23 protein-coding genes and 1 pseudogene are annotated in these 22,550 nt (G+C 67.1%); 9 read left to right on the top strand and 15 right to left on the bottom strand.

The features are described 5' to 3' along the window. Positions 1–96 precede the first annotated feature (96 nt). The gene (locus tag R0232_RS41820; protein ID WP_431513264.1) at positions 97–864 is read left to right on the top strand and encodes a Crp/Fnr family transcriptional regulator; all 768 of its coding nucleotides are present in this window, start codon (positions 97–99) and stop codon (positions 862–864) included. A 21-nt stretch (positions 865–885) separates the two neighbouring features. Here the strand turns inward: R0232_RS41820 and R0232_RS41815 are convergent, their stop codons facing one another. The 3 genes from R0232_RS41815 to R0232_RS41805 all read right to left on the bottom strand — a co-directional run bounded on the left by R0232_RS41815 (position 886) and on the right by R0232_RS41805 (position 6,201). Next, positions 886–3,003: a PAS domain S-box protein gene (locus tag R0232_RS41815; RefSeq protein WP_431513263.1), complete on the bottom strand. Its 2,118-nt coding sequence runs from the start codon at positions 3,001–3,003 to the stop codon at positions 886–888. Then, entirely contained in the window at positions 2,996–3,724 is a 729-nt protein-coding gene (locus R0232_RS41810) for a winged helix-turn-helix domain-containing protein (RefSeq protein WP_431513262.1), read from the bottom strand. The genes R0232_RS41815 and R0232_RS41810 overlap by 8 nt, the downstream gene beginning before the upstream one ends. Positions 3,725–3,831: 107 nt before the next feature. Then, positions 3,832–6,201 carry a phosphoketolase family protein gene (locus tag R0232_RS41805; RefSeq protein ID WP_431513261.1) on the bottom strand — a complete coding sequence of 790 codons (2,370 nt, stop codon included), beginning with the start codon at positions 6,199–6,201 and terminating at the stop codon, positions 3,832–3,834. A gap of 195 nt (positions 6,202–6,396) precedes the next feature. Between R0232_RS41805 and R0232_RS41800 the strand changes: the two genes are divergently transcribed. Both R0232_RS41800 and R0232_RS41795 read left to right on the top strand, forming a co-directional pair. After that, positions 6,397–6,810, top strand: coding sequence for a hypothetical protein (locus R0232_RS41800; protein WP_431513260.1), 414 nt, complete (start codon positions 6,397–6,399; stop codon positions 6,808–6,810). After that, positions 6,807–7,505: a universal stress protein gene (locus R0232_RS41795; RefSeq protein ID WP_431513259.1), complete on the top strand. Its 699-nt coding sequence runs from the start codon at positions 6,807–6,809 to the stop codon at positions 7,503–7,505. Before R0232_RS41800 ends, R0232_RS41795 begins: the two co-directional genes overlap by 4 nt. A gap of 112 nt (positions 7,506–7,617) precedes the next feature. On the opposite strand, the pseudogene R0232_RS41790 reads toward R0232_RS41795, so the two are convergent. The 5 genes and pseudogenes from R0232_RS41790 to R0232_RS41770 form a co-directional block, all read right to left on the bottom strand. Beyond that, a pseudogene (locus R0232_RS41790) lies at positions 7,618–8,136 on the bottom strand (response regulator); the annotation flags it as partial. Next, a complete protein-coding gene (locus tag R0232_RS41785; RefSeq protein ID WP_431513258.1) occupies positions 8,114–8,308 on the bottom strand; it encodes a hypothetical protein in 195 nt (64 codons plus the stop codon). The pseudogene R0232_RS41790 and the gene R0232_RS41785, both read right to left, overlap by 23 nt. A gap of 140 nt (positions 8,309–8,448) precedes the next feature. After that, positions 8,449–8,694, bottom strand: a complete 246-nt coding sequence (locus R0232_RS41780; RefSeq protein WP_057590507.1) for a BON domain-containing protein — start codon at positions 8,692–8,694, stop codon at positions 8,449–8,451. Between the two features lie 31 nt (positions 8,695–8,725). Continuing rightward, positions 8,726–9,337 carry a hypothetical protein gene (locus tag R0232_RS41775; protein ID WP_431513257.1) on the bottom strand — a complete coding sequence of 204 codons (612 nt, stop codon included), beginning with the start codon at positions 9,335–9,337 and terminating at the stop codon, positions 8,726–8,728. A gap of 62 nt (positions 9,338–9,399) precedes the next feature. Continuing rightward, a complete protein-coding gene (locus R0232_RS41770; RefSeq protein ID WP_431513256.1) occupies positions 9,400–9,858 on the bottom strand; it encodes a universal stress protein in 459 nt (152 codons plus the stop codon). A gap of 93 nt (positions 9,859–9,951) precedes the next feature. Between R0232_RS41770 and R0232_RS41765 the strand changes: the two genes are divergently transcribed. Then, entirely contained in the window at positions 9,952–10,695 is a 744-nt protein-coding gene (locus tag R0232_RS41765) for an ABC transporter ATP-binding protein (RefSeq protein ID WP_431513255.1), read from the top strand. Between the two features lie 81 nt (positions 10,696–10,776). Continuing rightward, the gene (locus R0232_RS41760; RefSeq protein ID WP_431513254.1) at positions 10,777–11,274 is read left to right on the top strand and encodes a universal stress protein; all 498 of its coding nucleotides are present in this window, start codon (positions 10,777–10,779) and stop codon (positions 11,272–11,274) included. 167 nt (positions 11,275–11,441) lie between these two features. On the opposite strand, the gene R0232_RS41755 is transcribed toward R0232_RS41760, so the two are convergent. The 3 genes from R0232_RS41755 to R0232_RS41745 are packed head-to-tail and all read right to left on the bottom strand — an operon-like array spanning position 11,442 to position 12,625. Next, the gene (locus tag R0232_RS41755) at positions 11,442–11,858 is read right to left on the bottom strand and encodes a DUF6691 family protein (RefSeq protein WP_431513253.1); all 417 of its coding nucleotides are present in this window, start codon (positions 11,856–11,858) and stop codon (positions 11,442–11,444) included. 9 nt (positions 11,859–11,867) lie between these two features. Further along, the gene (locus tag R0232_RS41750; RefSeq protein ID WP_261211834.1) at positions 11,868–12,302 is read right to left on the bottom strand and encodes a YeeE/YedE family protein; all 435 of its coding nucleotides are present in this window, start codon (positions 12,300–12,302) and stop codon (positions 11,868–11,870) included. Continuing rightward, entirely contained in the window at positions 12,302–12,625 is a 324-nt protein-coding gene (locus tag R0232_RS41745; RefSeq protein WP_431513252.1) for a metalloregulator ArsR/SmtB family transcription factor, read from the bottom strand. The genes R0232_RS41750 and R0232_RS41745 overlap by 1 nt, the downstream gene beginning before the upstream one ends. A gap of 88 nt (positions 12,626–12,713) precedes the next feature. On the opposite strand from R0232_RS41745, the gene R0232_RS41740 reads away from it, so the two are divergent. Further along, the gene (locus tag R0232_RS41740; protein WP_431513251.1) at positions 12,714–13,607 is read left to right on the top strand and encodes an MBL fold metallo-hydrolase; all 894 of its coding nucleotides are present in this window, start codon (positions 12,714–12,716) and stop codon (positions 13,605–13,607) included. Between the two features lie 15 nt (positions 13,608–13,622). On the opposite strand, the gene acs is transcribed toward R0232_RS41740, so the two are convergent. Beyond that, positions 13,623–15,596, bottom strand: a complete 1,974-nt coding sequence (acs, locus tag R0232_RS41735) for an acetate--CoA ligase (protein WP_431513250.1) — start codon at positions 15,594–15,596, stop codon at positions 13,623–13,625. 133 nt (positions 15,597–15,729) lie between these two features. Here acs and R0232_RS41730 point away from each other — a divergent pair, with 133 nt between their 5' ends. Then, entirely contained in the window at positions 15,730–16,050 is a 321-nt protein-coding gene (locus R0232_RS41730; RefSeq protein WP_431513249.1) for a DUF485 domain-containing protein, read from the top strand. Continuing rightward, entirely contained in the window at positions 16,047–17,774 is a 1,728-nt protein-coding gene (locus tag R0232_RS41725; protein ID WP_431513248.1) for a cation acetate symporter, read from the top strand. Before R0232_RS41730 ends, R0232_RS41725 begins: the two co-directional genes overlap by 4 nt. 60 nt (positions 17,775–17,834) lie before the next feature. On the opposite strand, the gene R0232_RS41720 is transcribed toward R0232_RS41725, so the two are convergent. Together R0232_RS41720 and R0232_RS41715 are read right to left on the bottom strand one after the other, a co-directional pair. Beyond that, entirely contained in the window at positions 17,835–18,761 is a 927-nt protein-coding gene (locus R0232_RS41720; protein WP_431513247.1) for a histone deacetylase family protein, read from the bottom strand. 70 nt (positions 18,762–18,831) lie between these two features. Continuing rightward, positions 18,832–19,257, bottom strand: a complete 426-nt coding sequence (locus R0232_RS41715; RefSeq protein WP_431513246.1) for an Hsp20/alpha crystallin family protein — start codon at positions 19,255–19,257, stop codon at positions 18,832–18,834. A gap of 140 nt (positions 19,258–19,397) precedes the next feature. Here R0232_RS41715 and R0232_RS41710 point away from each other — a divergent pair, with 140 nt between their 5' ends. Then, a complete protein-coding gene (locus tag R0232_RS41710; RefSeq protein ID WP_431513245.1) occupies positions 19,398–19,799 on the top strand; it encodes a cytochrome C in 402 nt (133 codons plus the stop codon). Here R0232_RS41710 and R0232_RS41705 read toward each other — a convergent pair. Then, positions 19,711–22,395 (bottom strand): GNAT family N-acetyltransferase, encoded by a 2,685-nt coding sequence (locus R0232_RS41705; RefSeq protein WP_431513244.1) that lies wholly within the window; start codon positions 22,393–22,395, stop codon positions 19,711–19,713. The two genes, R0232_RS41710 and R0232_RS41705, sit on opposite strands and share 89 nt — an antisense overlap. Positions 22,396–22,550 lie beyond the last annotated feature (155 nt).

Genomic DNA, 22,550 nt, shown 5'->3' with positions numbered 1-22,550 from the left:
GAGCGTTACTCACCGATTCTGGCCGTTGTCGTTGCGTTGCCGATGGCTTCCTAGCATCCATCTATCGACACGCGACAGACCACCTAGGAGTCCCAGATGCTCAACACCGTCACACCCTCGATGCCCGCTGCAGTTTCGCCCACCCCAGTTCCGTTCGGCATCGACCGGGAGTGCATGGGGCAAAGCACCGCCGACACGCTGAAGCTCCTCGGTGAACAGCTCAAGCCGCAGCGTCGCGTCGTACACACGGGCGACACGATCTACCAGGCGGGCGAGCGCTTCGGCAACCTCTACATCCTGAACTCGGGCTTCTTCAAGATCATGAATCTTTCGGCCGACGGGCGCGAGCAGGTGGTGGGACTTAAGTTCCGTGGCGACTGGCTCGGTTTCGACGGCATTGCCAGCGGACGCTATTCGTGCGATGCCGTGGCCATGGACACCGGAGAAATCTGGGTCGTGTCATACGAGGCAGTGCTGGTCGCCTGCGCGGCGAATCCCGCCTTGCTGCAGGTGCTGCATGCTGCCATGAGCCGCGAGATCGCACACGATCGGGATTCGCTGATGTCAGTCTGCACGCTGCCGGCCGATGCGCGCGTGGCCGACTTCCTGCGCTACTGGGCCGAGACGCTGGCCGAGCGAGGCATGCGCACCGACGAGATCACCCTGCGCATGACGCGTGCGGAGATCGGCAACTACCTGGGAATGACGCTCGAGAGCGTGAGCCGTGCGCTTTCGCGGCTGGCACGCGACAACGTCATTGGCTTCACCACGAAAGGACGCCGCGACGTGCAGATTCCCGATGTGGGCGCGCTGTCGGCCTTTGTCCAACGCTGCCTGGCACCCGCGCCCGCGATTCTTCAGTAAGAGCGCACCACATCTGCGCGCTCAGGCGCGGCCGGCCAACACCTTCGCCATGGCCCGCGCGAGTTCGGAGCGCGCATATGGCTTGCGCAGCAATTCCCAGCTCTGTGGCACTTCGCGGTCGGCATCGAGAAGTTCCGACGAGAAGCCTGACATCAACAGCACTGCCATGTGCGGAAAGCGTTGTTGCACCTCGGAGGCAAGCCGCGTGCCACGCATACCGGCGCCCAAGGCGATGTCGCTCAGCAGCAGATCCAAGGGCCCGACGCCCGCATCCAGCGCCGACAACGCCTGTTCGGCCGTGGCAGCAGCGAAGACCTCGCAGCCCAGCGTGGTCAGGAAGGTGCGCACGACTTTGCGGACCTCTGCGTCATCCTCCACCAGCATTACCCGCAAGCCGGGCGGAATTGTCTCGTCGGCGCGTTCATCCTCATCGGTGGATGTGGCCGCGGCTTCTTCCAGCTGCGGCAGGTAAAGCGTCACGATAGTGCCCTGTCCGACCTTGCTGTCGATCGAGACTGCGCCCTTGGACTGGTTGACGAAACCGTACACCGTGCTCAGGCCCAGGCCGGTGCCACGGCCGACCTCCTTGGTCGTGAAGAAGGGCTCGAAGGCACGTTCTTTCACTTCCTCGGACATGCCGGTGCCACTGTCGGCGATGGAGATCGCGACGAAGCACGCGGCAGCATCGTTGCCCGGGTCGTTGCGCTGGCTGCGCAGGGCCGGCGGCAACGCACTGCACAGTTCGGTGCGAAAGCGAAGCGTGCCACCATCGGGCATGGCGTCGCGCGCATTGATCGCGATGTTGAGCAGTGCCGATTCCAACTGGCCCGGGTCCGCCATCACGGGCGGACAGCCGGGCACGGTGTCGATTTCTATGCGAATGCGCTGGTCCAGCGTGCGACGCAGCATGTCCGCCAGTGAGTGCAGCAGCGTTTGCGTATCGACGGCGATCGGTTGCAGCACCTGTCGGCGGGAAAACGCAAGCAACTTGCTGGTGAGCTCCGCGCCGCGCCGCGAAGCGCGGGTGGCGGCGCTCAGCAGCTGTTGAACATGGCTGTTCTGCGACAGGGCGGGGGACTCCTCCAGGACCTGGAGGTTGCCCTGGATGACGGTCAGCAGATTGTTGAAGTCGTGCGCGATGCCGCCCGTGAGCTGACCGACGCTTTCGAGCCGCTGCGCATGGTTGAGCGCCTCCTCGGTCTGCATGCGCTGCAGGCTGGTGGCAAGCAGGTTGGAGAGCGATTCGAGGAAGCGCACCTCCTCGTCTCCGAAGCGCTTGGACTCCTCCGAGCGGACCGACAGCATGCCGATCACGCGCCCCCGATCCGACAGCGGCACGGCAAGCGCGCTGACGAGGCCGGCGTCAAGGTAGGCCTGGGGCACGGAGAAACGGTCTTCCTTGCCGTAGTCCGGCACCACGACCGGCCGGCCCTGGGCGAACACGAAGCCCGGCGGGGTGTCGGGGCGGTTGGCGATGCGTGCGCCTATCTCCTCGCCGTCGATCAGGCCAACGCCGCTGGCCACGCGGAACTCCAGGCGGTTGCTATCGAGCAGCCACACCACTGCGACTTCGACCTGCAAGGCCGTGGTGATGATTCCCGGCACATGCTGGAGCACCACCTGCAGGTCGCGCGTATCCACCGCCAGGCGCCCGAGCTGGGCCAGGTGTTCGCTGTAGCGGGCGCGTTGCAGCGCCTGCTTCACCCGAGGGTAGGCGCCGATGTCCCTGATGGCCGCCACGACGAACGGCAATCCGTGGTTCTGGAGCGGGCTGAGCGCAATCTCGACCATGACCTCGCTGCCATCCTTGCGCTTGGCCACCAGCTCCATGTGCGTGCCCATCGGGCGGGGCCGGGGAGCGCGGCCATAGGCCTCGCGGTAGGAGGCATGGCGCGGGCGGATGCTGTCGGGCACCAGCACGTCGACGTTCAGGCCTGCAAGCTCGTCTTCGGCATAGCCAAGCAGTGCTGCCGCCGAGGGGTTGGCGAGCATGATGGAGCCGAACTGGTCCACCACCAGGAGCGAATCCGGATAGGCGACGAAGAGCGAGCGGAACACGCTGCCTTCGTCGAAGTCCGAGAGCGAGCCGGGGACGACCGCGTCGGGCAGAAAGGGCGGGTTGTCCGCAGCGTCAGCCATGGGAAACCGGTGGCACCAGGATGTAGCCCGCGCCTCGCACCGACTTGATGAGTTGCGGATCGTCCGCATCCGCCTCGATCTTCTTGCGCAGCCGGCCGACCTGCACGTCGATCGTACGGTCGAAGGGTGCAGCCTCCCGTCCGCGCGTCTGCTCAAGCAGGAAGTCGCGCGACAGCACGCGGCCGGGATGGCGGGCAAAGGCCTGCAACAGGTCGAATTCGCCGCCGGTCAGGGCCACTTCCTCGCCCTGCGGACTCCTGAGGTTGCGCGCGGCGGTATCGAGCTGCCAGCCGGCGAAGCGCAGCTTGTCGGGAGACGCCGAAACGCCGGCGGCGAATGCGGGTGTTTCCGGGGTCAAGCGCCGCAGTACGGCCTTCACCCGCGCGACCAGTTCGCGCAGGTCGAAGGGCTTGGTCACGTAGTCGTCGGCGCCCACCTCGAGGCCCACCACCTTGTCCACCGCATCGCCCCGGCCGGTGACGATGACGAGGCCGCAACGCCAGCTATCCCGCAGGCGGCGCGCAATGGAAAAGCCGTCTTCACCAGGCAGGCCGAGATCGAGCAGCACGAGGTCTGCGGGGTCGGAATCCATCAGCGTGATGAGGCTGCGGCCGTTGTGGATCTGGGTGACGCGGAAGCCGTGGCTCTGCAGGTAGTTGGCCAGCAGCAGCGTGATGTCAGCCTCGTCGTCGAGGACTGCGATGTGTGGGGCAGGTTTCATGTGCTGGCAAGGAGATTGAGCACGAATTTCTTAAACATTCTTTCTCAAGATAAGCGTAGCACGCAAGCAGCGCCGGCAGCAGCGCATTGGGTCCCTCCGGCCGGTAGCTATCGTGCCCAGCGCCAGTTCTCGATCTCCGGCATATCCCTGCCATGGCGGGTGATGTAGGCCCGGTGCTCCAGGAGCCTGTCTCGCAGGTGCTGTTGTATGTGACCCGTGCTGTCGCAAAGCCTCGGCGTGCGAGAGATGGCGTCGGCCGCCAAGTGGAAGCGGTCGAGCCGGTTCAGAACCGTCATGTCGAAGGGCGTAGTGGTCGTGCCTTCCTCGCAGTAGCCGTGGACATGGAAGCCTAGGTGGTTGCGCCGCTTGTAGATCATCCTGTGGATCAGCGCGGGATAGCCGTGGAACGCGAAGATCACGGGCCGGTCGGTGGTGAAGATGGCGTCGAAGTCCTCGTCCGCGATGCCGTGGGGGTGCGCGGAGGGAGACTGCAGCGCCATCAGGTCGACCACGTTTACCACCCGCACCTTCAGCTGAGGCACCTTCTCGCGCAGCAGGCCGACGGCCGCGATTGTCTCCAGCGTGGGAACGTCGCCAGCACAGGCCATCACCACGTCGGGCGCACCGCTTTCGTCGTTGCTCGCCCAGTCCCAGATGCCGAGGCCGGCAGTGCAGTGGCGCATCGCGGCATCGATGTCCAGCCATTGGGGCGCGGGCTGCTTGCCGGCCACGATCACGTTCACGTAGTCGCGGCTGCGCAGGCAATGGTCGGTGACCGAGAGCAGGGTGTTGGCGTCCGGCGGCAGGTACACGCGCACGACCTCGGCCTTCTTGTTGACCACGTGATCGAGAAAACCCGGGTCCTGGTGGCTGAATCCGTTGTGGTCCTGGCGCCAGACGTGGCTCGTGAGCAGGTAGTTCAGCGACGCGATCGACCGCCGCCATCCGATACCGCGCGACACCTTGAGCCATTTGGCATGCTGGTTGAACATCGAGTCGACGATGTGGATGAAGGCCTCATAGCACGAGAAGAGGCCGTGGCGCCCCGTCAGGAGGTAACCTTCCAGCCAGCCCTGGCAGAGGTGTTCGCTGAGCACCTCCATGACGCGGCCGTCGGGTGAGAGGTGGTCGTCGTCGGGCCATACCTCGGCGGTCGTAGTTCGTCCGGTCACCTCGAACAGAGCGGTGAGCCGGTTCGATGCGGTTTCGTCCGGCCCCATCACCCGGAAGTTGCGCTCCTGTTCATTTGCCCGCATGACGTCGCGAAGGAAATTGCCCGCGACGCGCGTGGCCTCGGCATCGATGGCGCCCGGGGCTGCCACCGGAACGGCATGCGGGCGAAAGGGCGGCATCGTCAGGTCCTTCAACAGCAGCCCGCCGTTGGCGTGCGGGTTGGCGCTCATGCGGCGCCGGCCCTTAGGCGCGAGCGCGGCAATCTCGGGGCGCAAGGCGCCGTTTGCATCGAACAGCTCCTCGGGCCGGTAACTGCGCAGCCATTGCTCGAGCAGTTCGACGTGGTCCGGCTTCGAGGCGAAGTCGGCCAGCGGCACCTGGTGCGCGCGAAAGGTGCCTTCGACCTGCAGCCCGTCGACCCGGCACGGGCCGGTCCAGCCCTTGGGAGATCGCAGCACGATCATCGGCCAGCGCGGCCGCGTGCGAAAGCCCTCGGTGCGCGCGTTCGTCTGGATAGCGCGAATGCTCTCCAGCACGGTGTCGAGCACCGACGCCATCTGCCTGTGCATTTCGGCGGGCTGATCGCCCACGACGAAGTATGGTTCATGGCCGTAGCCTCGCAGCAGCTGCGTCAGTTCTTCCTCGCGGATACGCGCGAGCACCGTGGGGCCCGCGATCTTGTAGCCGTTGAGGTGCAGTATGGGTAGCACCGCGCCGTCGCGTTGCGCGTTCAGGAACTTGTTGGAATGCCAGCTCGCAGCCAGCGCACCGGTCTCGGCCTCGCCGTCGCCGATCACGCAGCAGGCCAGCAGCGAGGGGTTGTCGAAGACCGCGCCGTAGGCGTGCAGTAGCGAGTAGCCCAGTTCGCCGCCCTCGTGGATGGAGCCGGGCGTCTCGGGGGCGACGTGGCTCGGAATGCCGCCGGGGAACGAGAACTGCGTGAACAGGCGTCGCATGCCATCAGCGTCCTGCCCGATCGCCGGATAAACCTCGCTGTAGGTGCCTTCGAGCCAGGTGTTGGCCACCACGCCCGGTCCGCCGTGCCCCGGGCCTGCGATGAAGATTGCATCGAGATCCCGCGTGTTGATGGCGCGGTTCATGTGCGCGTAGATGAAGTTCAGGCCCGGCGTCGTGCCCCAATGCCCCAGCAGGCGCGGCTTGATGTGCGAGAGCTCGAGCTTCTCTTGCAGCAGCGGGTTGTCCATCAGGTAAATCTGACCCACCGAAAGATAGTTGGCGGCACGCCACCAGGCATCGAGCAGCATGAAATCGTCCGGAGCAGCCGGCAAAGGAGTGAAGGCCATGTCGAGTCGCTTTCTCTTTCTGGGTGGAGGGAAATTCCAGTATGGGCATGCCGGCGCGCGCCAGGTTGACCGCGATCAAACCGGTAACAACCGATACAGTGAGCGTGGTTTGCGTTGCCTTGATCCCGCGCAAGGGGGGCGGGGCATCGCGGCCTCAGCATCTGTCCAGGCGCCTACCGGGCGAGAGGACACACCATGAGCAACGACCTGACTTTTCCACTGGCGCTGTGCAAGGCGCAGTTCGGCATCTGGCTGCACTCGCTGGAGATGCTCGAGACGGTCGGATCGCGCATCCTGCAGGACGGCATCGCGCTGACCCGCGCCGAGGCGGACGCCGTCATGCGGGCCGAGGACTGGCCGGCGCTGGCCATGGCGCCGGTGAGGGCGCTGCGGGGCTCTGGCGCGGACGGCACGCCTCGCGCGCCGGCAACCGCCGCCACAGTGACGCCGACCATCGCTGCAGATCGTGCGAGCGTCGGGGCCCCATACTCCCGGCGGACCGTCGTGACCGACGCGCTGCATACCCTGCACGTGGCGCTTGCCACGGCACCGCGGGCGCGCCCGCCGCGCATCGGCCACAAGAGCCCTGCAAAGCGAGCCAAACGATGACGCTTCCGACCATCTCCGTGCACCTCGACCACATCGAGCGGTGCGAGGTCCGCACTCGTCTGGCGGCCCGTCTCGCCAGGAGGCATCGCAGCCACCTCATGGACATCGTGCCGACCGGCATGCCGGAAGATCGTGCACAGGAGCCTTCACGCGCTGGCAGTGAAGGCGCGGCCGGCGTCCTCGTGATTGTCGGGCAGGCGGACGAGGCGGCGGCCGTGGGTGATGCGGAGCGCCGCTTGCCGGAGGATGTGATGCTCGAGGCGGGACGGCCCGTGCTCATCGTTCCGCGCACGGGCCATATCGCGGCGGGACTGGACCGCGTCTTCGTGGCCTGGGATGGGAGCCGCGAGGCGTCGTTGTCGCTGCACCGCGCCATGCCGCTGCCGCGCAAGGCTGCGCGTGTCACGCTGATTTCGCTCTCGCGCGAAGGCGAAGGCGAAGCCGATTCCGAGATTGCGCCGAACCCCGCGGGGATGAGCGGCTGGCTGACGCGGCACGGCGTGAGGGCCGATGTCGAGCGAACCGTGACGTCGCTGCGCATCGCCGACACCCTGCTGGATCGCACCGAGGCGCTGGGCAGCGAGTTGCTCGTGATGGGCGGCTACGGCCATGCCCGCATGCACGAGCAGCTGCCGGGCGGCGTGACGCGCGACGTGCTCGCGCAGTCGCGGGTTCCCGTGCTGATGACGCACTGAAACGCGCGGCTACAGCAGTCCCTCGTTTGTGGCCACGATGACCGCCTGCGCGCGCGTGCGGGCGCGTGCGGGCGCGCAGCTTCTGGCAGATGTTCTTCATGTGCGCGCATACCGTCTGGGTGCTGATCGACAACCGCCGGGCGAAGTCCTGCGTGACGTGACTCTGGGCCACGAGCTGGAAAACTTCGCGTTCCCGGGCCGACAGCATCCTGCGGACGGCACCGTTGTCGCCTTCCCGAGCGAAGGCGGGCCGTCCCTGGCGCACGAACAGGTGCCGGATCACGTTCGGCGAGACCGCCGCGCCGCTGTTGACGACCTGCAGCACCGCCTGCGTGAAGTTCAGGAACCACGAGTTCTTGATCAGGAAGCCCGAGGCACCAGCGGCGAAGGCCCGGCGGACCTGAAGCTCGTCGTCCAGCGTCGAGTGCACGATGACTTCGGTCGAACTGCGGTTGAGCCTGGCGCTCTTGATCAGGTCGAATCCCTTGCCGCCGCCGAGCCGCACGTCGAGGACGAGCACGTCGAACTCCTGCTGCGCCAGCAGCCGCCTGGCTTCGGGCAGGCGGCCCGCTTCGCCGACGACGCACACGCGGGGGTCGGCAACCAGTTCATGGGTGATCGCGCGCCGCATGGTTGTCTTCGTCCATCAGCAGCACCCTGACCGGCTTCTCTGCCTGACCGGCCAGGAAGCTCGGCCAGGGGGTCAAAGCAGTCGCGTCGGGGCTCTTCGCGCGAGAGCTTTCGATGCCTTCGAGCCATTGCGGTGCACCGCGCGTCAGCGGCGTCGGTTCGGGCGTGGTCATGTCCAAAGTCGGTTTCTGTTGTTCTTGGTTGCTTCGGGTCCGATTCTTTTGGCGCACCCGGCGACATGTCTTGATGCATATCAAGGTGTTCGCCAGGAGGGCGAATAGGTCTACCACGTCGGGTGGCAGACGGGGCCCGCTCAGGCCGGATGGATTCCGGCCCTCACGGCGACCGGGCGGACGATGAGTCTGTTCAGCAGCGTCGTCAGGCCCTCGGTGCGGCGAGCCGCGCGCTCGGCCGCTGTGCGCTGAGCCTCGTCGGCCACCTCGCCGCGAAGCGTGACCACCCCGTCCTTCACGCACACGTCGACATCGCAGGCGTTGACGGCGGGGTCCCAGTTGAGTTGCGCGAAGACGTCGTGCCGGAGTTGAATGTCAGGATTCATGGCAGTGCTTTCCGACGATCGGGGAGGGATGTCATTTCTTCTCGGCGCCCGCCGGACGGGCAGCGCGCTTCGCGGCCTCGAGCGTGCGTGCGGATGCGTCGGCGACGGTCTTTGCCGCCGAGCGCATGGCTTCATCGGCCTTGTCGAGCGCCTCGCGCGTGGCCTGCGCCGCCTTTTCGGCTTCTTCCTTGCTGGCCTGGGTGGAACGGCTGACCGATTCCTCGGCGCGCGCAAGGGCCTCCCTGGAGGCCTGTGCAGCCTTGCTGCTTTCTTCCTGGGCCGACCGCGCAATGTCCTTGCTTTCGTCGAGTGCGTTGCCGGCCGACGCGGTGGCCTTTTCCTCCAGACGCGTCGCGGCCTGCGCGGCTTTCTGTGCAGCCTGGCGGATGCTTTCCGCCAAGGCCCTGGACACCTTGCCGGTGGTCAGCTTGCTCTTTTCGGCTGCGGCCTTGGCTGCATCTGCCGCCTTGCGCGCTGCCTTCTCCGCGTCGCGGGCGGCCCGGCCGGCAGCATCTCCCGCTTTCTGCATCGAGCTTTCCGGCGGGCTGAGCTGCCCGGGGGCTGTGTAGTCGGCGGCAAATGCGCAGGCGCTTGCGGCAAGGGCCGCCGATGCCAGCAGGGTACGGAGAGTGTTGTTCGTCATGTTCTTCCTGTCGGGTGAAGTTGATGGAATTCGCAATGGAGGCCGGATCGCAGTGGCCTGGTTCAGCTTGCCGACGCCCCGCGCACGAGCAGCACAGGCACCGGGCTGCTGCGCGCCACACGGTCGGCGTCGCTGCCGAGTGCGAGCCGGCTCAGCCCGCGGCGACCGTGGGTGCCCATCACGATCAGGTCGCAGGAGGCCTTGGCGGCTTCGTCGGTCACTACGTCGGCGATGCGGCCCTGCGTGACTTCGCGCAGCACGGTCTCGGCGTCCACGTCGGCGGCGGTGGCCTGGGCCAGCGCCCTGGACAGCACCGACTCGCCGTATTCGCGCACCTTCTGGAGGCCTGCCTCGAAGCTGGAGATCGTCGATATCTCCGCCAGCATCGGAAAGTCGTCGATCACATGAAGCAGCCGCAGCTTGCTGTCGAGGTCGCCGGCGAGACGGATCGCTTCCTGCAGGCCGCGATCGGCCGTGGGACTGCCGTCCAGCGGAACCAGCAGGTGCTTGTAGATGGACATTGCTTTCTCCTCGGGACCGCCTGCGATGGGCACCCGCCGCCGGCCCCGGCGCGACGGGCAGGCGAATTCTTCCGCTGCGCGGTGATGCCGGTCTTGCGCCATATCAACATCGTTACAACTCACCGGCGGCTTGATGCGTCAAGCCGGCGCGCCGCGGCGCGTGGAGACTTCCGGTCATCGGCGCGCAATGCCGAACGACTGGATACTTGCCATGCACTCAAGAATCCTTGTCTATCTGGACAGCCGCCCCGCATCGGTTTCATCTTCCAGTATCACAACCTGCTCGCTGGCTTCACCGCTGTGGAGAACGTGATGATGCCGATGCTCGGCGATGCAGGCTTCTTCAACGAGGACATGGAGCGACGCGCGGCTGAGCTGCTCGACAACGTAGGCCTGGAGAGATGGCGCGACAGCATGGTCACCCAGCTCAGCGGCGGCCAGCAACAGCGCGTGGCCGTGGCCCGGTCGCTCGCCATGGACCCGCCGCTGCTGCTCGCGGACGAACCCACGGGGAACCTCGACACCAAGGCGGCCGACGCGGTGTTCGAGCTCCTGCAAAAAGCCAATCGCGAGCGTGGCATGGCGATCCTGTTCGTCACCACAACCCGGAACTCGCCCGGCGTTGCGACCGCATCATCCAGGTCGTGGACGGTCAGATCCAGGCCTGAGCCGGGCCGCCCCGGTCCTCACAGGCGGAAGGGCTGGATCGATTTCGTCCTCCTTGCACCGGATGTTCATGCGGCTCCGCGTCCATTGATGCATGTCAAGCCATCGCCGCGGGCCATGTACAGAATGAGACGACATTCAATGCAACCCGGAAAGAAGATGACGTCATGAACAGCATGATTGCCAGGACCGCCACTGCATCGATCGAGAAATCGAGCAGGGCACGGCACGGCCGCTTCGTGTCTGCGCTTCGTGCTCACGGCAAGCCCGTTCCCGGCGAAGGAGTCTCTTGTGTATCGACGAATACTCGTTCCAATCGACGGCAGCCCGGCGGCGGTCCGGGCAGTCGAGGAAGCGACTCGCCTTGCCAGAGCGATGAATAGCCAGATCCGGCTTCTTCATGTGATCGACGAGTTGTCCATTGCGCAAGCCGGCTATGCGCGCAATGGGCCTGCGGACCTGCGCGCCGAGGCCACGCGCCTGCTCGACCGGAGCATCGATCGCGTGCGCCACGCGGATGTCGAGGTCGACTCTGTGCTCTACGACGAATGGGACGGCACCGTCTCCAGCCTGGTCGCCGACGAAGCAAGGCGGTGGCATGCCGATCTTGTCGTGGCCGGCACACACGGCCGGCGCGACCTGGGCGAGGTGCTGCTGGGAAGCAGTGCGGAGCGGATCTTGCGTGGCTCGTCGGTGCCCGTGATGCTCGTGCACGCGACGGCGAACGAGTCGGCAGCTCTTACTGCTTGAGTTCGATCGACGGCAGCCTCAACCCCAAAGCAAGGAACACCCATGAAGAAACTGTTCGCACTGTGCCTGGCGCCTTTCCGGCGACGCGCGCCTATGCGGCGGCAGGAGGATGAATCCGACTTCCTGAAGCGCGTGCGTGAAGCGGGCCTCTGACTGCACTGGCTCCTTCAACGATGGAGCCGTTCGAGGATTTCGAAGATTCCCATGCCCGTCAGCATCGCGGCCACGAAGATGAGGGCCTTGCCTTCGCCCATTCCGAGAGCGACCAGGCCCGGACCGGGACAGAATCCGGCGAGACCCCAGCCGATGCCGAAGAGCAGGCTGCCTCCGATGAGGCGGCGGTCGAGGCGGCGCGCCGAGGGCAGACACATCTCGGCACCGAGGATCGATACCCTGCGACGTCCCGCCACCATGAACGCCGCCATGGCGACCGCGATGGCACTAGCCATGACGAAGGCAAGGGACGGGTCCCAGGCACCGGAAAGGTCGAGGAAGCCGAGCACCTTGGCCGGATTGGTCATGCCGGAAACGATGAGGCCGAGCCCGAAGACCAGGCCGGCGAGCAGTGAAGCGAAAACGAGCATGGCGTCTCCTCAGGCCCCGAGCAGATGACGTGTCACGAACACAGTGGCAAAGCCGGTGCCCATGAACGCCAACGTGGCCACGAGCGAGCGCGGCGACAGGCGGGAAATGCCGCAGACCCCATGACCGCTCGTGCAGCCGGACCCGTAGCGCGTGCCCACGCCGACGAGCAGGCCGGCGAGGATCAGCGTGCCGTATCCTGCGTCGATCTGCGGCCTGGGCAGCGCCGCGAAGAGCAGATAGACCAGAGGTGCACCGACCAGTCCCAGCGTGAAGGCGCCGCGCCATGCCACGTCGCCCCTGAGCGGCCTGAGCAGTCCCCCGAGCACGCCGCTGATGCCTGCGATGCGCCCGTTGAGCAGCAAGAACATCGCCGCGGCGATGCCGATGAGCACACCACCGGCCAGCGCTGCGAGCGGGGTGAAGTGCTGCCAGTCGATGGTCATCATTCTTCCTTCGGGCAGTAGAGGCGATACAGGACCGCGAGGATTTCCAGCATTGCAGGGTCGGCCACGCTGTAGAAGATGTTCTTGCCTTCGCGGCGGGTGTTGACGACGCCCTCGTTGCGCAGCACGCCCAGTTGCTGCGACAGCGTGGGCTGGTGGATACCCAGTGTCTGCTCCAGGTCGCTGACGCACATTTCGCCTTGCGACAGCTGGCACAGGAGGAGGAGACGGTCTTCGTTGGCCAGGAGCTTGAGTGCCGTGACCGCCTTGCCGGCGGCTGAGCGCAGGAGCGCAGGGTTAATGACCAGGAACGAAGTCTTCATTGGTTCGAGGTTTCGCTTTCGATTGAAATATTATATTTAAATGTATATTGTTTGCACGAGCAACGGAACATCCTTGAATGGAGCACTCATGGCAACCCGCACCATGATTGAAGGCTTCTTCGACCCTGAGACAGGGACGATTTCCTACGTTGTGTGGGAGGAGGCCACAAGGCATGCTGCGGTCATCGATCCGGTGCTGGATTACGACTTCAAGTCAGGGCATACCAGCACTGCATCGGCCGACAAGCTGCTCGCCTATGTCCGCGACCACAGCCTAAGCATCGACTGGATCCTGGAAACCCATGCGCACGCAGATCACCTGTCCGGAGCCCGCCACATCCAGGAGCAGGTGGGCGGAAGAATCGCCATCGGCGAGAACATCCGCGTCGTCCAGTCGACCTTCCAGAAGCTCTTCAACCTCGAACGCAACTTCCTGCCGGACGGCAGCCACTTCGACCATCTGTTCAAGGACGGCGATGTCTTCAGGATCGGCGAGGTCCAGGTCACCGCCTTGCTGGTGCCGGGCCACACCCCCGCGGACATGGCCTATCTGGTGGACGGCGCCGTCTTCGTCGGCGACACGCTCTTCATGCCCGATCTCGGCAGCGCGCGTGCCGACTTTCCCGGCGGCGATGCCCGGCAGCTCTACGGGTCGATGCGCAGACTCCTGGCGCTGCCGCCCGAGACAGCCATGTATGTCTGCCACGACTACCCGCCGGCGTCGCGGCAGGCCCGCTGGCAGACCACGGTCGCGGAACAGCGCGCGCACAACATCCATGTGCGCGACGGTATCGGCGTCGACGAGTTCGTCGCGATGCGCACGGCCCGCGACGCGAACCTGGATGTACCGACGCTCATCCTTCCATCGATCCAGGTGAACGTGCGGGCCGGCCGCTTTCCGCCTGCCGACGACAACGGCATCGCTTACCTGCGCATTCCGCTGAACGCGCTGCCCGTCGACCGGAAAGCGGCACCCGGGTAGCCGCCTCGCGAAGACTCAGTGCGCCTCGGTCAACTGATCGAGGATCGCCGGGTTCTCCAGCGTCGACACGTCCTGCGTGATCGCCTCGCCCATCGCCGCCGAGCGCAGCAGGCGCCGCATGATCTTTCCGCTGCGCGTCTTGGGCAGGTTGTCGGCAAAGCGGATTTCCTTCGGCTTGGCGATGGGGCCTATCTCCTTGCCGATCCAGGTGCGCAGTTCGGCCGCCAGGCGATCGGCTTCCGCGCCCGCGGGGCGCGGCTGCTTGAGCACCACGAACGCGCAGATCGCCTCGCCTGTGGTCTCGTCGGGCCGGCCCACCACCGCGGCCTCGGCCACCAGTGCGGTGCAGGCCACGAGCGCCGACTCGATCTCCATGGTGCCCATGCGGTGGCCGCTCACGTTAAGCACGTCGTCGATGCGCCCGCCGATGGTGAAGTAGCCCGTGGCCGCATCGCGCGCGGCACCGTCGCCGGCCAGGTAGTAGCCGCGCAACTCCGGTGGGTAGTAGCTCGAGCGGTAGCGTGCGTCGTCGCCCCAGACCGCGCGGATCATGCTCGGCCACGGCTTCTTGATGACCAGCAGGCCGCTCTCGCCGTTGGGCACGTCATTGCCGGTCTCGTCGACGATGGCCGCGGCGATACCGGGAAAGGGCAGGGTGCATGAGCCCGGTACAAGGTCGGTGGCGCCCGGCAGCGGCGTGATCATGTGGCCGCCGGTCTCGGTCTGCCACCAGGTGTCGAGCACCGGGCAGCGTCCGCCGCCCACATGCAGGCGATACCACTCCCAGGCCGCCGGATTGATCGGCTCGCCGACCGAACCCAGCACGCGCAGGCTGCGCAGGTCGTAGCGCCCGGGGTGGACGGCCGGATTGCCTTCGGCGGCCTTGATGAGCGAGCGGATGGCCGTGGGCGCCGTGTAGAAGACCGTGACGCGATGTCGCTCGATCATCTGCCAGAAGCGACCCGCATCGGGGAAAGTGGGCACGCCCTCGAACACCACTTCGGTCGCGCCGATAGCGAGCGGCCCGTAGGCGATGTAGGTGTGACCGGTGACCCAGCCGATGTCGGCGGTGCACCAGAACACGTCGTCGTGCATGTCGAAGGTCCACTTGGTGGTGAGCGCCGCGTGCAGCAGGTAGCCGCCGCTGCTGTGCTGCACGCCCTTGGGCTTGCCGGTGGAGCCCGAGGTGTAGAGCAGGAAGAGCGGATGCTCGGCACCCACCCATTCGGGCTCGCAACAGTCGCTCTGCGCCGCGGTGGCTTCATGCATCCACAGGTCGCGCGGCGTCCACGCGATGGGCGCGCCGGTGCGGCGATGGACGACGACCGACTTCACCGCCTCGCAGCCGCCCAGCGCAAGCGCCTCGTCGACCAGCGCCTTGAGCGGCAACTGCTTGCCGCCGCGCACCTGCTGGTCGGCGGTGATGACCACCTCGGCGCCGGTGTCCGCGATGCGGTCGCGCAATGCATGCGCCGAGAAACCGCCGAACACCACCGAGTGAATCGCGCCCAGCCGCGCGCAGGCCTGCATGGCCACCACGCCTTCGACCGACATCGGCATGTAGATGACCACGCGGTCGCCTTTCTTCACGCCGCGCGCCTTCAGCGCGTTGGCCATGCGACAGGTCTGCGCGAGCAGTTGCGCGTAGGTGGTGCGGGTGACCTTGCCGTCGTCCGACTCGAAGACGATCGCCACCTTGTCGCCTTTGCCGGCCGCCACCTGGCGGTCCAGGCAGTTCCAGGACACGTTGAGGGTGCCGTCCTCGAACCAGCGGTAATGCGGCGCATCGCTGCTGTCCAGCGTCTTGGTGAAGGGCGTCTTCCAGCCGACGAATTCGCGCGCCAGGCGGCCCCAGTAGGCCTCGTGGTCGGCATCGGCTTCGGCCACCAGCGCGTCATAGGCGGCGCGCCCGGCGATGTGGGCGGTGCGGGCAAGGGCTTCCGGCGGAGCGTAGACCGGAAGACGAGAGGGAGAGTCGGGAGCGTTCATGTCTCGTGTCTTTCGTGAGGTTGACGCGATCTTGCCGACGGCGATGAAGAAAACCTTGCGCCAGCGCAAGCGCCGGCACGGAGGGGCCGTTCCTAATGCGGTCGAAACCGTTCGACATCCACCAGGAGACCTCATGCAAGACGATCTGGTCGCGCGCATCGCCGCGCATCCCCAATACAAGCAGCTCAAGCGCCGGCGAGACCGTTTCGGCTGGACGCTCGCGGTGCTGATGCTGTTCGCCTACTACGGCTTCGTGCTGCTGGTGGCTTTCGACAAGGAGCTCCTGGCGCGGCGCATCGGCGACGGCGTCATGACGCTGGGCATGCCCATCGGCTTCGGCGTGATCGTCTTCACCGTGGCCATCACCGGCTACTACGTGCGCCGTGCGAACGCGGAGTTCGACGCGCTGTCCGACGCGGTGGTCAAGGCTGTGCAGAAGGCGGCCAAGCCATGAGCGCCCGTCTGCTTCGCGCGCGGTGCGCCGCCGCTTTCTCCGTGCTCTGCGCCGTCTCGGCGGGTGCTTTCGCGGCCGGCGGCGACCTGGGCCAGCTGCAGCGCCAGGCCACCAACTGGACCGCGATCGGCATGTTCGGCCTCTTCGTGGTGGCAACGCTTTTCATCACCAAGTGGGCTGCGGCGCGCACGCGCTCGGCATCCGATTTCTATACCGCCGGCGGCGGCATCACGGGCTTCCAGAACGGCCTGGCCATTGCCGGCGACTACATGTCGGCAGCGTCGTTCCTCGGCATCTCGGCCGCGGTGATGGCCACCGGCTACGACGGGCTGATCTATTCCATCGGCTTTCTCGTGGGCTGGCCGGTCATCACCTTCCTCATGGCCGAGCGGCTGCGCAACCTGGGCAAGTTCACCTTCGCCGACGTGGCGGCCTTTCGCTTCAAGCAGTCGCCGGTGCGCATCTTCGCCGCCTCGGGCACGCTGGTGGTGGTGGCGTTCTACCTGATCGCGCAGATGGTGGGCGCGGGGCAGCTCATCAAGCTGCTGTTCGGCCTGGAGTACTGGATCGCGGTGGTCATCGTGGGCTCGCTCATGATGGTGTACGTGCTCTTCGGCGGCATGACCGCCACCACCTGGGTGCAGATCATCAAGGCATGCCTGCTGCTGGGCGGCGCGAGCTTCATGGCCCTCTCGGTGCTGTGGCACTTCGGGTTCAGCCCCGAGGCGATGTTCGCGGGCGCGGTGAAGGTCAAGACCGACCTGGCGCTCAAGGACGGCAAGACCGCCCAGGTCGCCGCGAGCATCGGGCAATCGATCATGGGCCCCGGCAACTTCGTGAAAGACCCGGTCTCCGCCATCTCCTTCGGCATGGCGCTGATGTTCGGCACGGCGGGGTTGCCGCACATCCTGATGCGCTTTTTCACCGTGCCCAGCGCCAAGGAGGCGCGCAAGTCGGTCATGTGGGCCACGGGCTGGATCGGCTACTTCTACCTGCTGACCTTCATCATCGGCTTCGGCGCCATCACCTTCGTGCTGACGAACCCCGATTTTCTCGACGCCAAGGGCGTGCTCAAGGGCGGCGGCAACATGGCGGCGATTCACCTGGCCAGTGCGGTGGGCGGCAACGTGTTCCTGGGCTTCATTTCGGCGGTGGCCTTCGCGACCATCCTTGCGGTGGTGGCGGGGCTCACGCTGTCGGGCGCCTCGGCGGTGTCGCACGACCTGTACGCCACAGTCATCAAGAAGGGCGATGCGGGCAGTTCCGCCGAGCTGCGCGTGTCCAAGATCACCACGCTGGCGCTGGGCGCGCTGGCGGTGCTGCTGGGCATCGTGTTCGAGAAGCAGAACATCGCCTTCATGGTCTCGCTGGCCTTCGCCATCGCGGCGTCGGCCAACTTCCCGGTGCTCTTCATGTCGGTGCTCTGGAAGGGCTGCACCACACGCGGCGCGGTGATCGGCGGCTTCCTCGGGCTGGTGTCTTCGGTGGCGCTGACGGTGGTGTCGCCCTCGGTCTGGGAAGCCACCCTCGGCTATCCGGCCGGGTCGGCGCCGTTCCCGTACACCTCGCCGTGCCTGTTCTCGATGAGCATCGCATTCGCGGCCATCTGGCTGTTCTCGGTGCTGGACCGCAGTGCGCGCGCGAAGGTCGACCGCGGCGGATTCCTCGCGCAGCAGGTGCGCTCGGAAACCGGCATCGGCGCGCATGGCGCGAGCGGTCACTGAAAAAAGAAAAGCGAACGGGCCCGCACGCCGATCGCTGCGCGGGCCGGCCCGTCCCGTGGTTCAGTCGGCGCCGATCAGCACCCTGACGTGCGCCGCCGCGCTGCGGGCGAGGGCGCTGAGCGCATAGCCGCCTTCCAGGCACGAGATGACGCGCCCGCGGCAATGGCGCTGCGCCACGTCCATGATCTGCCGCGTGACCCAGGCGTAGTCGTTCTCCACCAAGCCGAGGTTGCCCATGTCGTCTTCCCGGTGTCCGTCGAACCCGGCCGAGACGCAGACGAGCTGCGGCGCGAAGGCATCGAGCGCCGGCAGCCAGCGCCCGGTCACGGCCGCGCGGAACGCATCGCCGCCCGAGCGCGGGGGCAAGCCGACGTTCACCATGCGCGGCCCGTTGTCGTCCTCGCCCGAGAAGGGATAGATCCCCTTCTCGAAGATGGAGCACATGAGCACGCGATCGTCGCCGCGAAAGATATCGACGCTGCCGTTGCCATGGTGCACATCGAAATCGATCAGCGCCACGCGCTGCAGGCCGTGCACATCCAGCGCATGCCGGATGCCCACCGCCACGTTGTTGAAGAAGCAAAAGCCCATGGCCGCCTCGCGCGTGGCATGGTGGCCGGGCGGGCGCACGCTGCAGAAGGCCGTCGGGGCCTTGCCCGCCAGCACCAGGTCGGTGGACAGCATCGCGGCACCCGCGGCGCGCAGCGCGGCCCGCAGCGTGTGTGGATTCATGAGCGTGTCGGGGGCGATGAAACGATGGCCTTCCGTGGGGACGGCCGCGATGAGCTCGCGCACGTAGGACATCGTGTGCGCTCGCGCCAACTGGGTGCGGGTTGCCAGGGGCGCGTCGTGCGGGGCCATGTAGTCGAGCAGGCCCGCGATCAGCAGCCGGTCGTGAATGGCGGACAGCCGCTCGGGACACTCCGGGTGGCCCGCGCCCATGTCGTGGCGCGCGCAATCGGGATGCGTGATGAAGGCGCTGAGCATGCGGGCTCCTCGGAAGACCTGGGCGGTCCGCGCGGGAAGCCCGCTGCCGGCGGCGCCGGTCGGGCCGTGGCTACTGGATCTTCAGGACGTTGTGGGTGCCGTTGGCACGCTTGGGCAGCGTCAGGCGCAGCACGCCGTCCTCGAGCTTGGCGACGGCGGCCTTGTCGTCGACCTCGCTGGCCAGCGAGAAGCCGCGCGACACGCTGCCGTGGTAGGTCTCGCGAACGATGGATCGGCCGTGCTTCTTCTCCTCGTCCTTCTTGATCTCGGCGGAGATCGAGACGTAGCTGCCGTCGACCGACACGCGCACGTCTTCCTTCTTCGCGCCGGGAATCTCGGCGGTGACGAGGTACTCCTTGTCGTTCTCGGTGACATCGACACGGATGTCGGCCGGCAGTTCGGTGTCGTCGATCAACTGCAGGGGCCGGGCCCAGCGGCGCAGCATGTCGGGAAAGAGGTTTTCGATACGGTCCAGGCGGGACAGTGCGGTGTTCATGCGCGATGCTCCATGAATGAGTTGAGGGGTCTTCAATTTAGGCACCTGCATCGGCGGCTGCGTTGCGCTGGATCAAGCGAGCGTTTCGTTACGGAGAGACGATGCGGGCCTTGTCTCATCCATCGAACAGGAGCGTTTTCATGCGTCTGCTGTCCCCCTCATCCGGCGGTCGCCGCGCCCCGCGCCTGGCCGGGCCGGCCGCGCTCGTGCTGGCAACGCTCGCGGCGCTGCACGCAGGTGCGGGCCGGGCGCAGTCCCGCGGCGAACTGCTCTACGACACGAACTGCGTGGCCTGCCACAACGAGAAGATGCATTGGCGCGCCGCGAAGCAGGCCTACGACTGGAACAGCCTGCAGGCGCAGGTGCAGCGCTGGCAGCAGGCGGCCGCACTCGGCTGGCGCGATGAAGACATCGTGGAGGTCACCCGCTATCTCAACGACCGCTTCTACGGCTTCACGCAGGCGAGCGGCTTTCTGAGCTCTTCAGCGCCAGCACCATCCGCCGCAGTCCCGACGCGGGTGGTTCCGCCGGGTCGGCCTTGAATCCCATGGCGGCCGAGAGCTTCAGCATGCGCGTGTTCTCGCGCAGCACGATGCCCACCAGCCGCTCGGTGCCGCGCGCGCGGGCGTGCTCGATCAATTGTTCGAAGAGAAGGGTGCCCAGCCCCTGTCCCTTGAGGTCGGAGCGCACGACGATCGCGAACTCGGCCTCCACGTTGTCGGGATCGCTCACCGTGCGGGCCACGCCTAGCGTCTGGGGGCAGCCCTGCGCATCGGCGGCTTCGGCGATGAAGGCCATCTCGCGGTCGTAGTCGATCTGCGTCAGGCGGGCGAGCTCGCTGCGCGGCAGCGCCTTGCGGACGGAAAAGAAGCGCATCCGCGCGTCTTCCGGGTCCAGCGATTCGACAAAGCGCCGGTGCTGCGCATCGTCTTCGGGGCGAATCGGCCGCACCACGATCGCACGGCCGTTCCAGGTGCGCGTGCGCACCCATTGCGCGGGGTAGGGAAGGATCGCGAAGCGTTCGGCGCCGCCCACCGGCGTGTGCGACAGGCGCACGCGCGCATCCAGCGCGAGCGCGCCGTCCTCGTCGAGCCACAGCGGATTGATGTCCAGCTCGGCCAGGTGCGGCAGGTCGGCGAGCATCTGCGAGACCGCGACGAGCACGTCGTACAGCGCATCGAGCCGGGCCGGCGGATGGTCGCGAAAGCCCGCCAGAAGGCGAGCCACACGGGTGCGCGACACCAGTTCGTGCGCGAGCGCGCGGTTCAGGGGCGGCAACGCGATCGCCGTGTCGCCAACCACCTCCACCGCCGTGCCGCCCTGGCCGCAAAGGATCACCGGACCGAAGACGCGGTCGATGCTTGCGCCGACGATGAGCTCCTGCGCATGCGGTCGGCGCACCGTGGGCTGCACGGTGAAGCCGTCGATCCGCGCGAGCGGCCTGGCGCTTCGCACGGCATCGAGCATCTCGCCCGCGGCGCGGGCCAAGGCGGATTCGTCGGCCAGTGCGAGCCGCACGCCGCCCACGTCCGACTTGTGGGTGATGTCGCGCGAACGGATCTTGAGCGTCACCGGATAGCCCAGCCCGCGCGCAGCCTCGATGGCCGCCGCGGCCGTTGGCGCCACGGCCAGCGTGGGCACGGTCTGGATCCCGTAGGCCAGCAGCAGCGCCTTCGCTTCGTGCTCGCCCAGCCAGTCGCGTCCTTCGGCCAGCGAGGCGTCCAGCGTGGCCTTCACGCAAGCGTGGTCGGGCGTGGTGTTGGTGCTGGCGGCGGGTGTCTCCATCAGCACCTCCTGGTTGCGCCGGTAGGTCTGCAGCATCGCGAAGGCGTGCACGGCTTCTTCCGGCGTGGCGTAGTCGGCGACGCCCGCTTCCTCGAAGCGCTTGCGCGCCTGGGCCACGGCGCTGTCTCCGAGCCAGGCGCTCATCACGCGCGAGGCCTGGCCGCGCACGAGCGGCAGGCAGGCGCGCGCGATGTCCTCGCTGCGCACGATGGCCGTCGGCGCATGCATGAAGAGCACCGCGCCGGCCGACCGGTCGGCCAGCAGTGCGTCCAGCGTTTCGGCATAGCGCTCGACCGGCGCATCGCCCACGATGTCGATCGGATTCGCCCGCGACCATTGCGCGGGCAGCACCGTGTCCAGGCGAGCCTTCAGGTCCGAACCGAGAACGGTGAGCGCGATGCCTTCGCGCGCGGCCGCGTCGGCTGCCATCACGCCCGCGCCGCCGCCGTTGGTCATGACCGTGAGCGTGCCGTCCCGGTTGCCGCCAAATCGCGAGAGCGTCTGGGCGGCGATGAAGAGCTCCTGCAAGGTGTCCACGCGCAGCATCCCGGCGCGCCGGATGGCTGCGTCGTAGACCGCGTCGGAGCCTGCCAGCGCGCCGGTGTGCGAGGCCGCGGCCTGCACGCCGTGGCCGGCGCGTCCGGCCTTCACCACGATCACCGGCTTGTTGCGCGCCGCCGCCCGCGCGGCCGACATGAACTTGCGCGGGGACTCGATGGATTCCACGTACAGCAGGATCGACCGCGTGCCCGCATCGCTGGCCAGGTGGTCGAGCAGGTCGCCGAAGTCGACGTCGCAGTGCTCTCCCAGCGAGACCAGGTGCGACAGGCCGATGCCGCGGCTGCGCGTCCAGTCGAGCACCGCCGTGACGAGCGCGCCCGACTGCGAGACGAAGGCCACGTCGCCGGCCAGCGCATCGGCATGCGCGAAGCTGGCATTCAGGCCGATATGGGGGCTGAGAAGGCCCAGGCAGTTGGGGCCGAGCAGCCGCAGCGCCCAGGGGCGCGCCGCATCGAGCGCGGCCTGCTTTTGTTGCGCGCTCAACCCCGCCGTCACGATCACTGCCGTGCGCGTGCCCAGCGCACCGAGCTCGGCGACCAGCGGCGCGACGGTGGCCGGCGGCGTGCAGATCACGGCCAGGTCGGGCGCGGCGGGCAGTTGCGCGGCGTTGGCGAAGATGGGGGCGCCATCCAGCATGCTGTGCTTGGGGTTCACGCCGTACACCGGACCCGCGAAGCGCCCGGCACGCAGGTTGCGCCAGACCGTGGCGCCGACGCTCGCGGGACGGTTGGAGGCGCCGAACACGGCAACGCGTGCCGGCGACAGCAGGCAGTTGAGATGGCGAATGCTCACGGGGGGCTCCGAAGTGACCGTTCATGGTGCGGGGCCGCACCGCGCCACGGCTTGATGCACGTCAACCCGGGAGCCGCGCAGGCGGTGCAAGCTCGGCCTCCAATGGAGTACGCCGTGTCCATGTTCGCCCCTGCACCTGAAGCCTTGCGCGATGC

The sequence above is a fragment of the Variovorax sp. DAIF25 genome (assembly GCF_050711835.1).
In the GTDB taxonomy this organism is placed as follows: domain Bacteria; phylum Pseudomonadota; class Gammaproteobacteria; order Burkholderiales; family Burkholderiaceae_C; genus Variovorax.
This window is presented reverse-complemented; position numbering and strand designations above follow the sequence as displayed.

What these genes read in the sequence shown, in the direction of transcription:
- R0232_RS41725 (WP_431513248.1), top strand. Translation starts at nt 16,047, where the DNA reads ATGAGCGCCCGTCTGCTTCGCGCGCGGTGCGCCGCCGCTTTCTCCGTG.
- acs (WP_431513250.1), bottom strand. Translation starts at nt 15,596, where the DNA reads ATGAACGCTCCCGACTCTCCCTCTCGTCTTCCGGTCTACGCTCCGCCG.
- R0232_RS41795 (WP_431513259.1), top strand. Translation starts at nt 6,807, where the DNA reads ATGACGCTTCCGACCATCTCCGTGCACCTCGACCACATCGAGCGGTGC.
- R0232_RS41770 (WP_431513256.1), bottom strand. Translation starts at nt 9,858, where the DNA reads ATGTCCATCTACAAGCACCTGCTGGTTCCGCTGGACGGCAGTCCCACG.
- R0232_RS41800 (WP_431513260.1), top strand. Translation starts at nt 6,397, where the DNA reads ATGAGCAACGACCTGACTTTTCCACTGGCGCTGTGCAAGGCGCAGTTC.
- R0232_RS41710 (WP_431513245.1), top strand. Translation starts at nt 19,398, where the DNA reads ATGCGTCTGCTGTCCCCCTCATCCGGCGGTCGCCGCGCCCCGCGCCTG.
- R0232_RS41805 (WP_431513261.1), bottom strand. Translation starts at nt 6,201, where the DNA reads ATGGCCTTCACTCCTTTGCCGGCTGCTCCGGACGATTTCATGCTGCTC.
- R0232_RS41730 (WP_431513249.1), top strand. Translation starts at nt 15,730, where the DNA reads ATGCAAGACGATCTGGTCGCGCGCATCGCCGCGCATCCCCAATACAAG.
- R0232_RS41785 (WP_431513258.1), bottom strand. Translation starts at nt 8,308, where the DNA reads ATGACCACGCCCGAACCGACGCCGCTGACGCGCGGTGCACCGCAATGG.
- R0232_RS41720 (WP_431513247.1), bottom strand. Translation starts at nt 18,761, where the DNA reads ATGCTCAGCGCCTTCATCACGCATCCCGATTGCGCGCGCCACGACATG.
- R0232_RS41750 (WP_261211834.1), bottom strand. Translation starts at nt 12,302, where the DNA reads ATGACCATCGACTGGCAGCACTTCACCCCGCTCGCAGCGCTGGCCGGT.
- R0232_RS41740 (WP_431513251.1), top strand. Translation starts at nt 12,714, where the DNA reads ATGGCAACCCGCACCATGATTGAAGGCTTCTTCGACCCTGAGACAGGG.
- R0232_RS41820 (WP_431513264.1), top strand. Translation starts at nt 97, where the DNA reads ATGCTCAACACCGTCACACCCTCGATGCCCGCTGCAGTTTCGCCCACC.
- R0232_RS41755 (WP_431513253.1), bottom strand. Translation starts at nt 11,858, where the DNA reads ATGCTCGTTTTCGCTTCACTGCTCGCCGGCCTGGTCTTCGGGCTCGGC.
- R0232_RS41780 (WP_057590507.1), bottom strand. Translation starts at nt 8,694, where the DNA reads ATGAATCCTGACATTCAACTCCGGCACGACGTCTTCGCGCAACTCAAC.
- R0232_RS41775 (WP_431513257.1), bottom strand. Translation starts at nt 9,337, where the DNA reads ATGACGAACAACACTCTCCGTACCCTGCTGGCATCGGCGGCCCTTGCC.
- R0232_RS41815 (WP_431513263.1), bottom strand. Translation starts at nt 3,003, where the DNA reads ATGGCTGACGCTGCGGACAACCCGCCCTTTCTGCCCGACGCGGTCGTC.
- R0232_RS41715 (WP_431513246.1), bottom strand. Translation starts at nt 19,257, where the DNA reads ATGAACACCGCACTGTCCCGCCTGGACCGTATCGAAAACCTCTTTCCC.
- R0232_RS41745 (WP_431513252.1), bottom strand. Translation starts at nt 12,625, where the DNA reads ATGAAGACTTCGTTCCTGGTCATTAACCCTGCGCTCCTGCGCTCAGCC.
- R0232_RS41810 (WP_431513262.1), bottom strand. Translation starts at nt 3,724, where the DNA reads ATGAAACCTGCCCCACACATCGCAGTCCTCGACGACGAGGCTGACATC.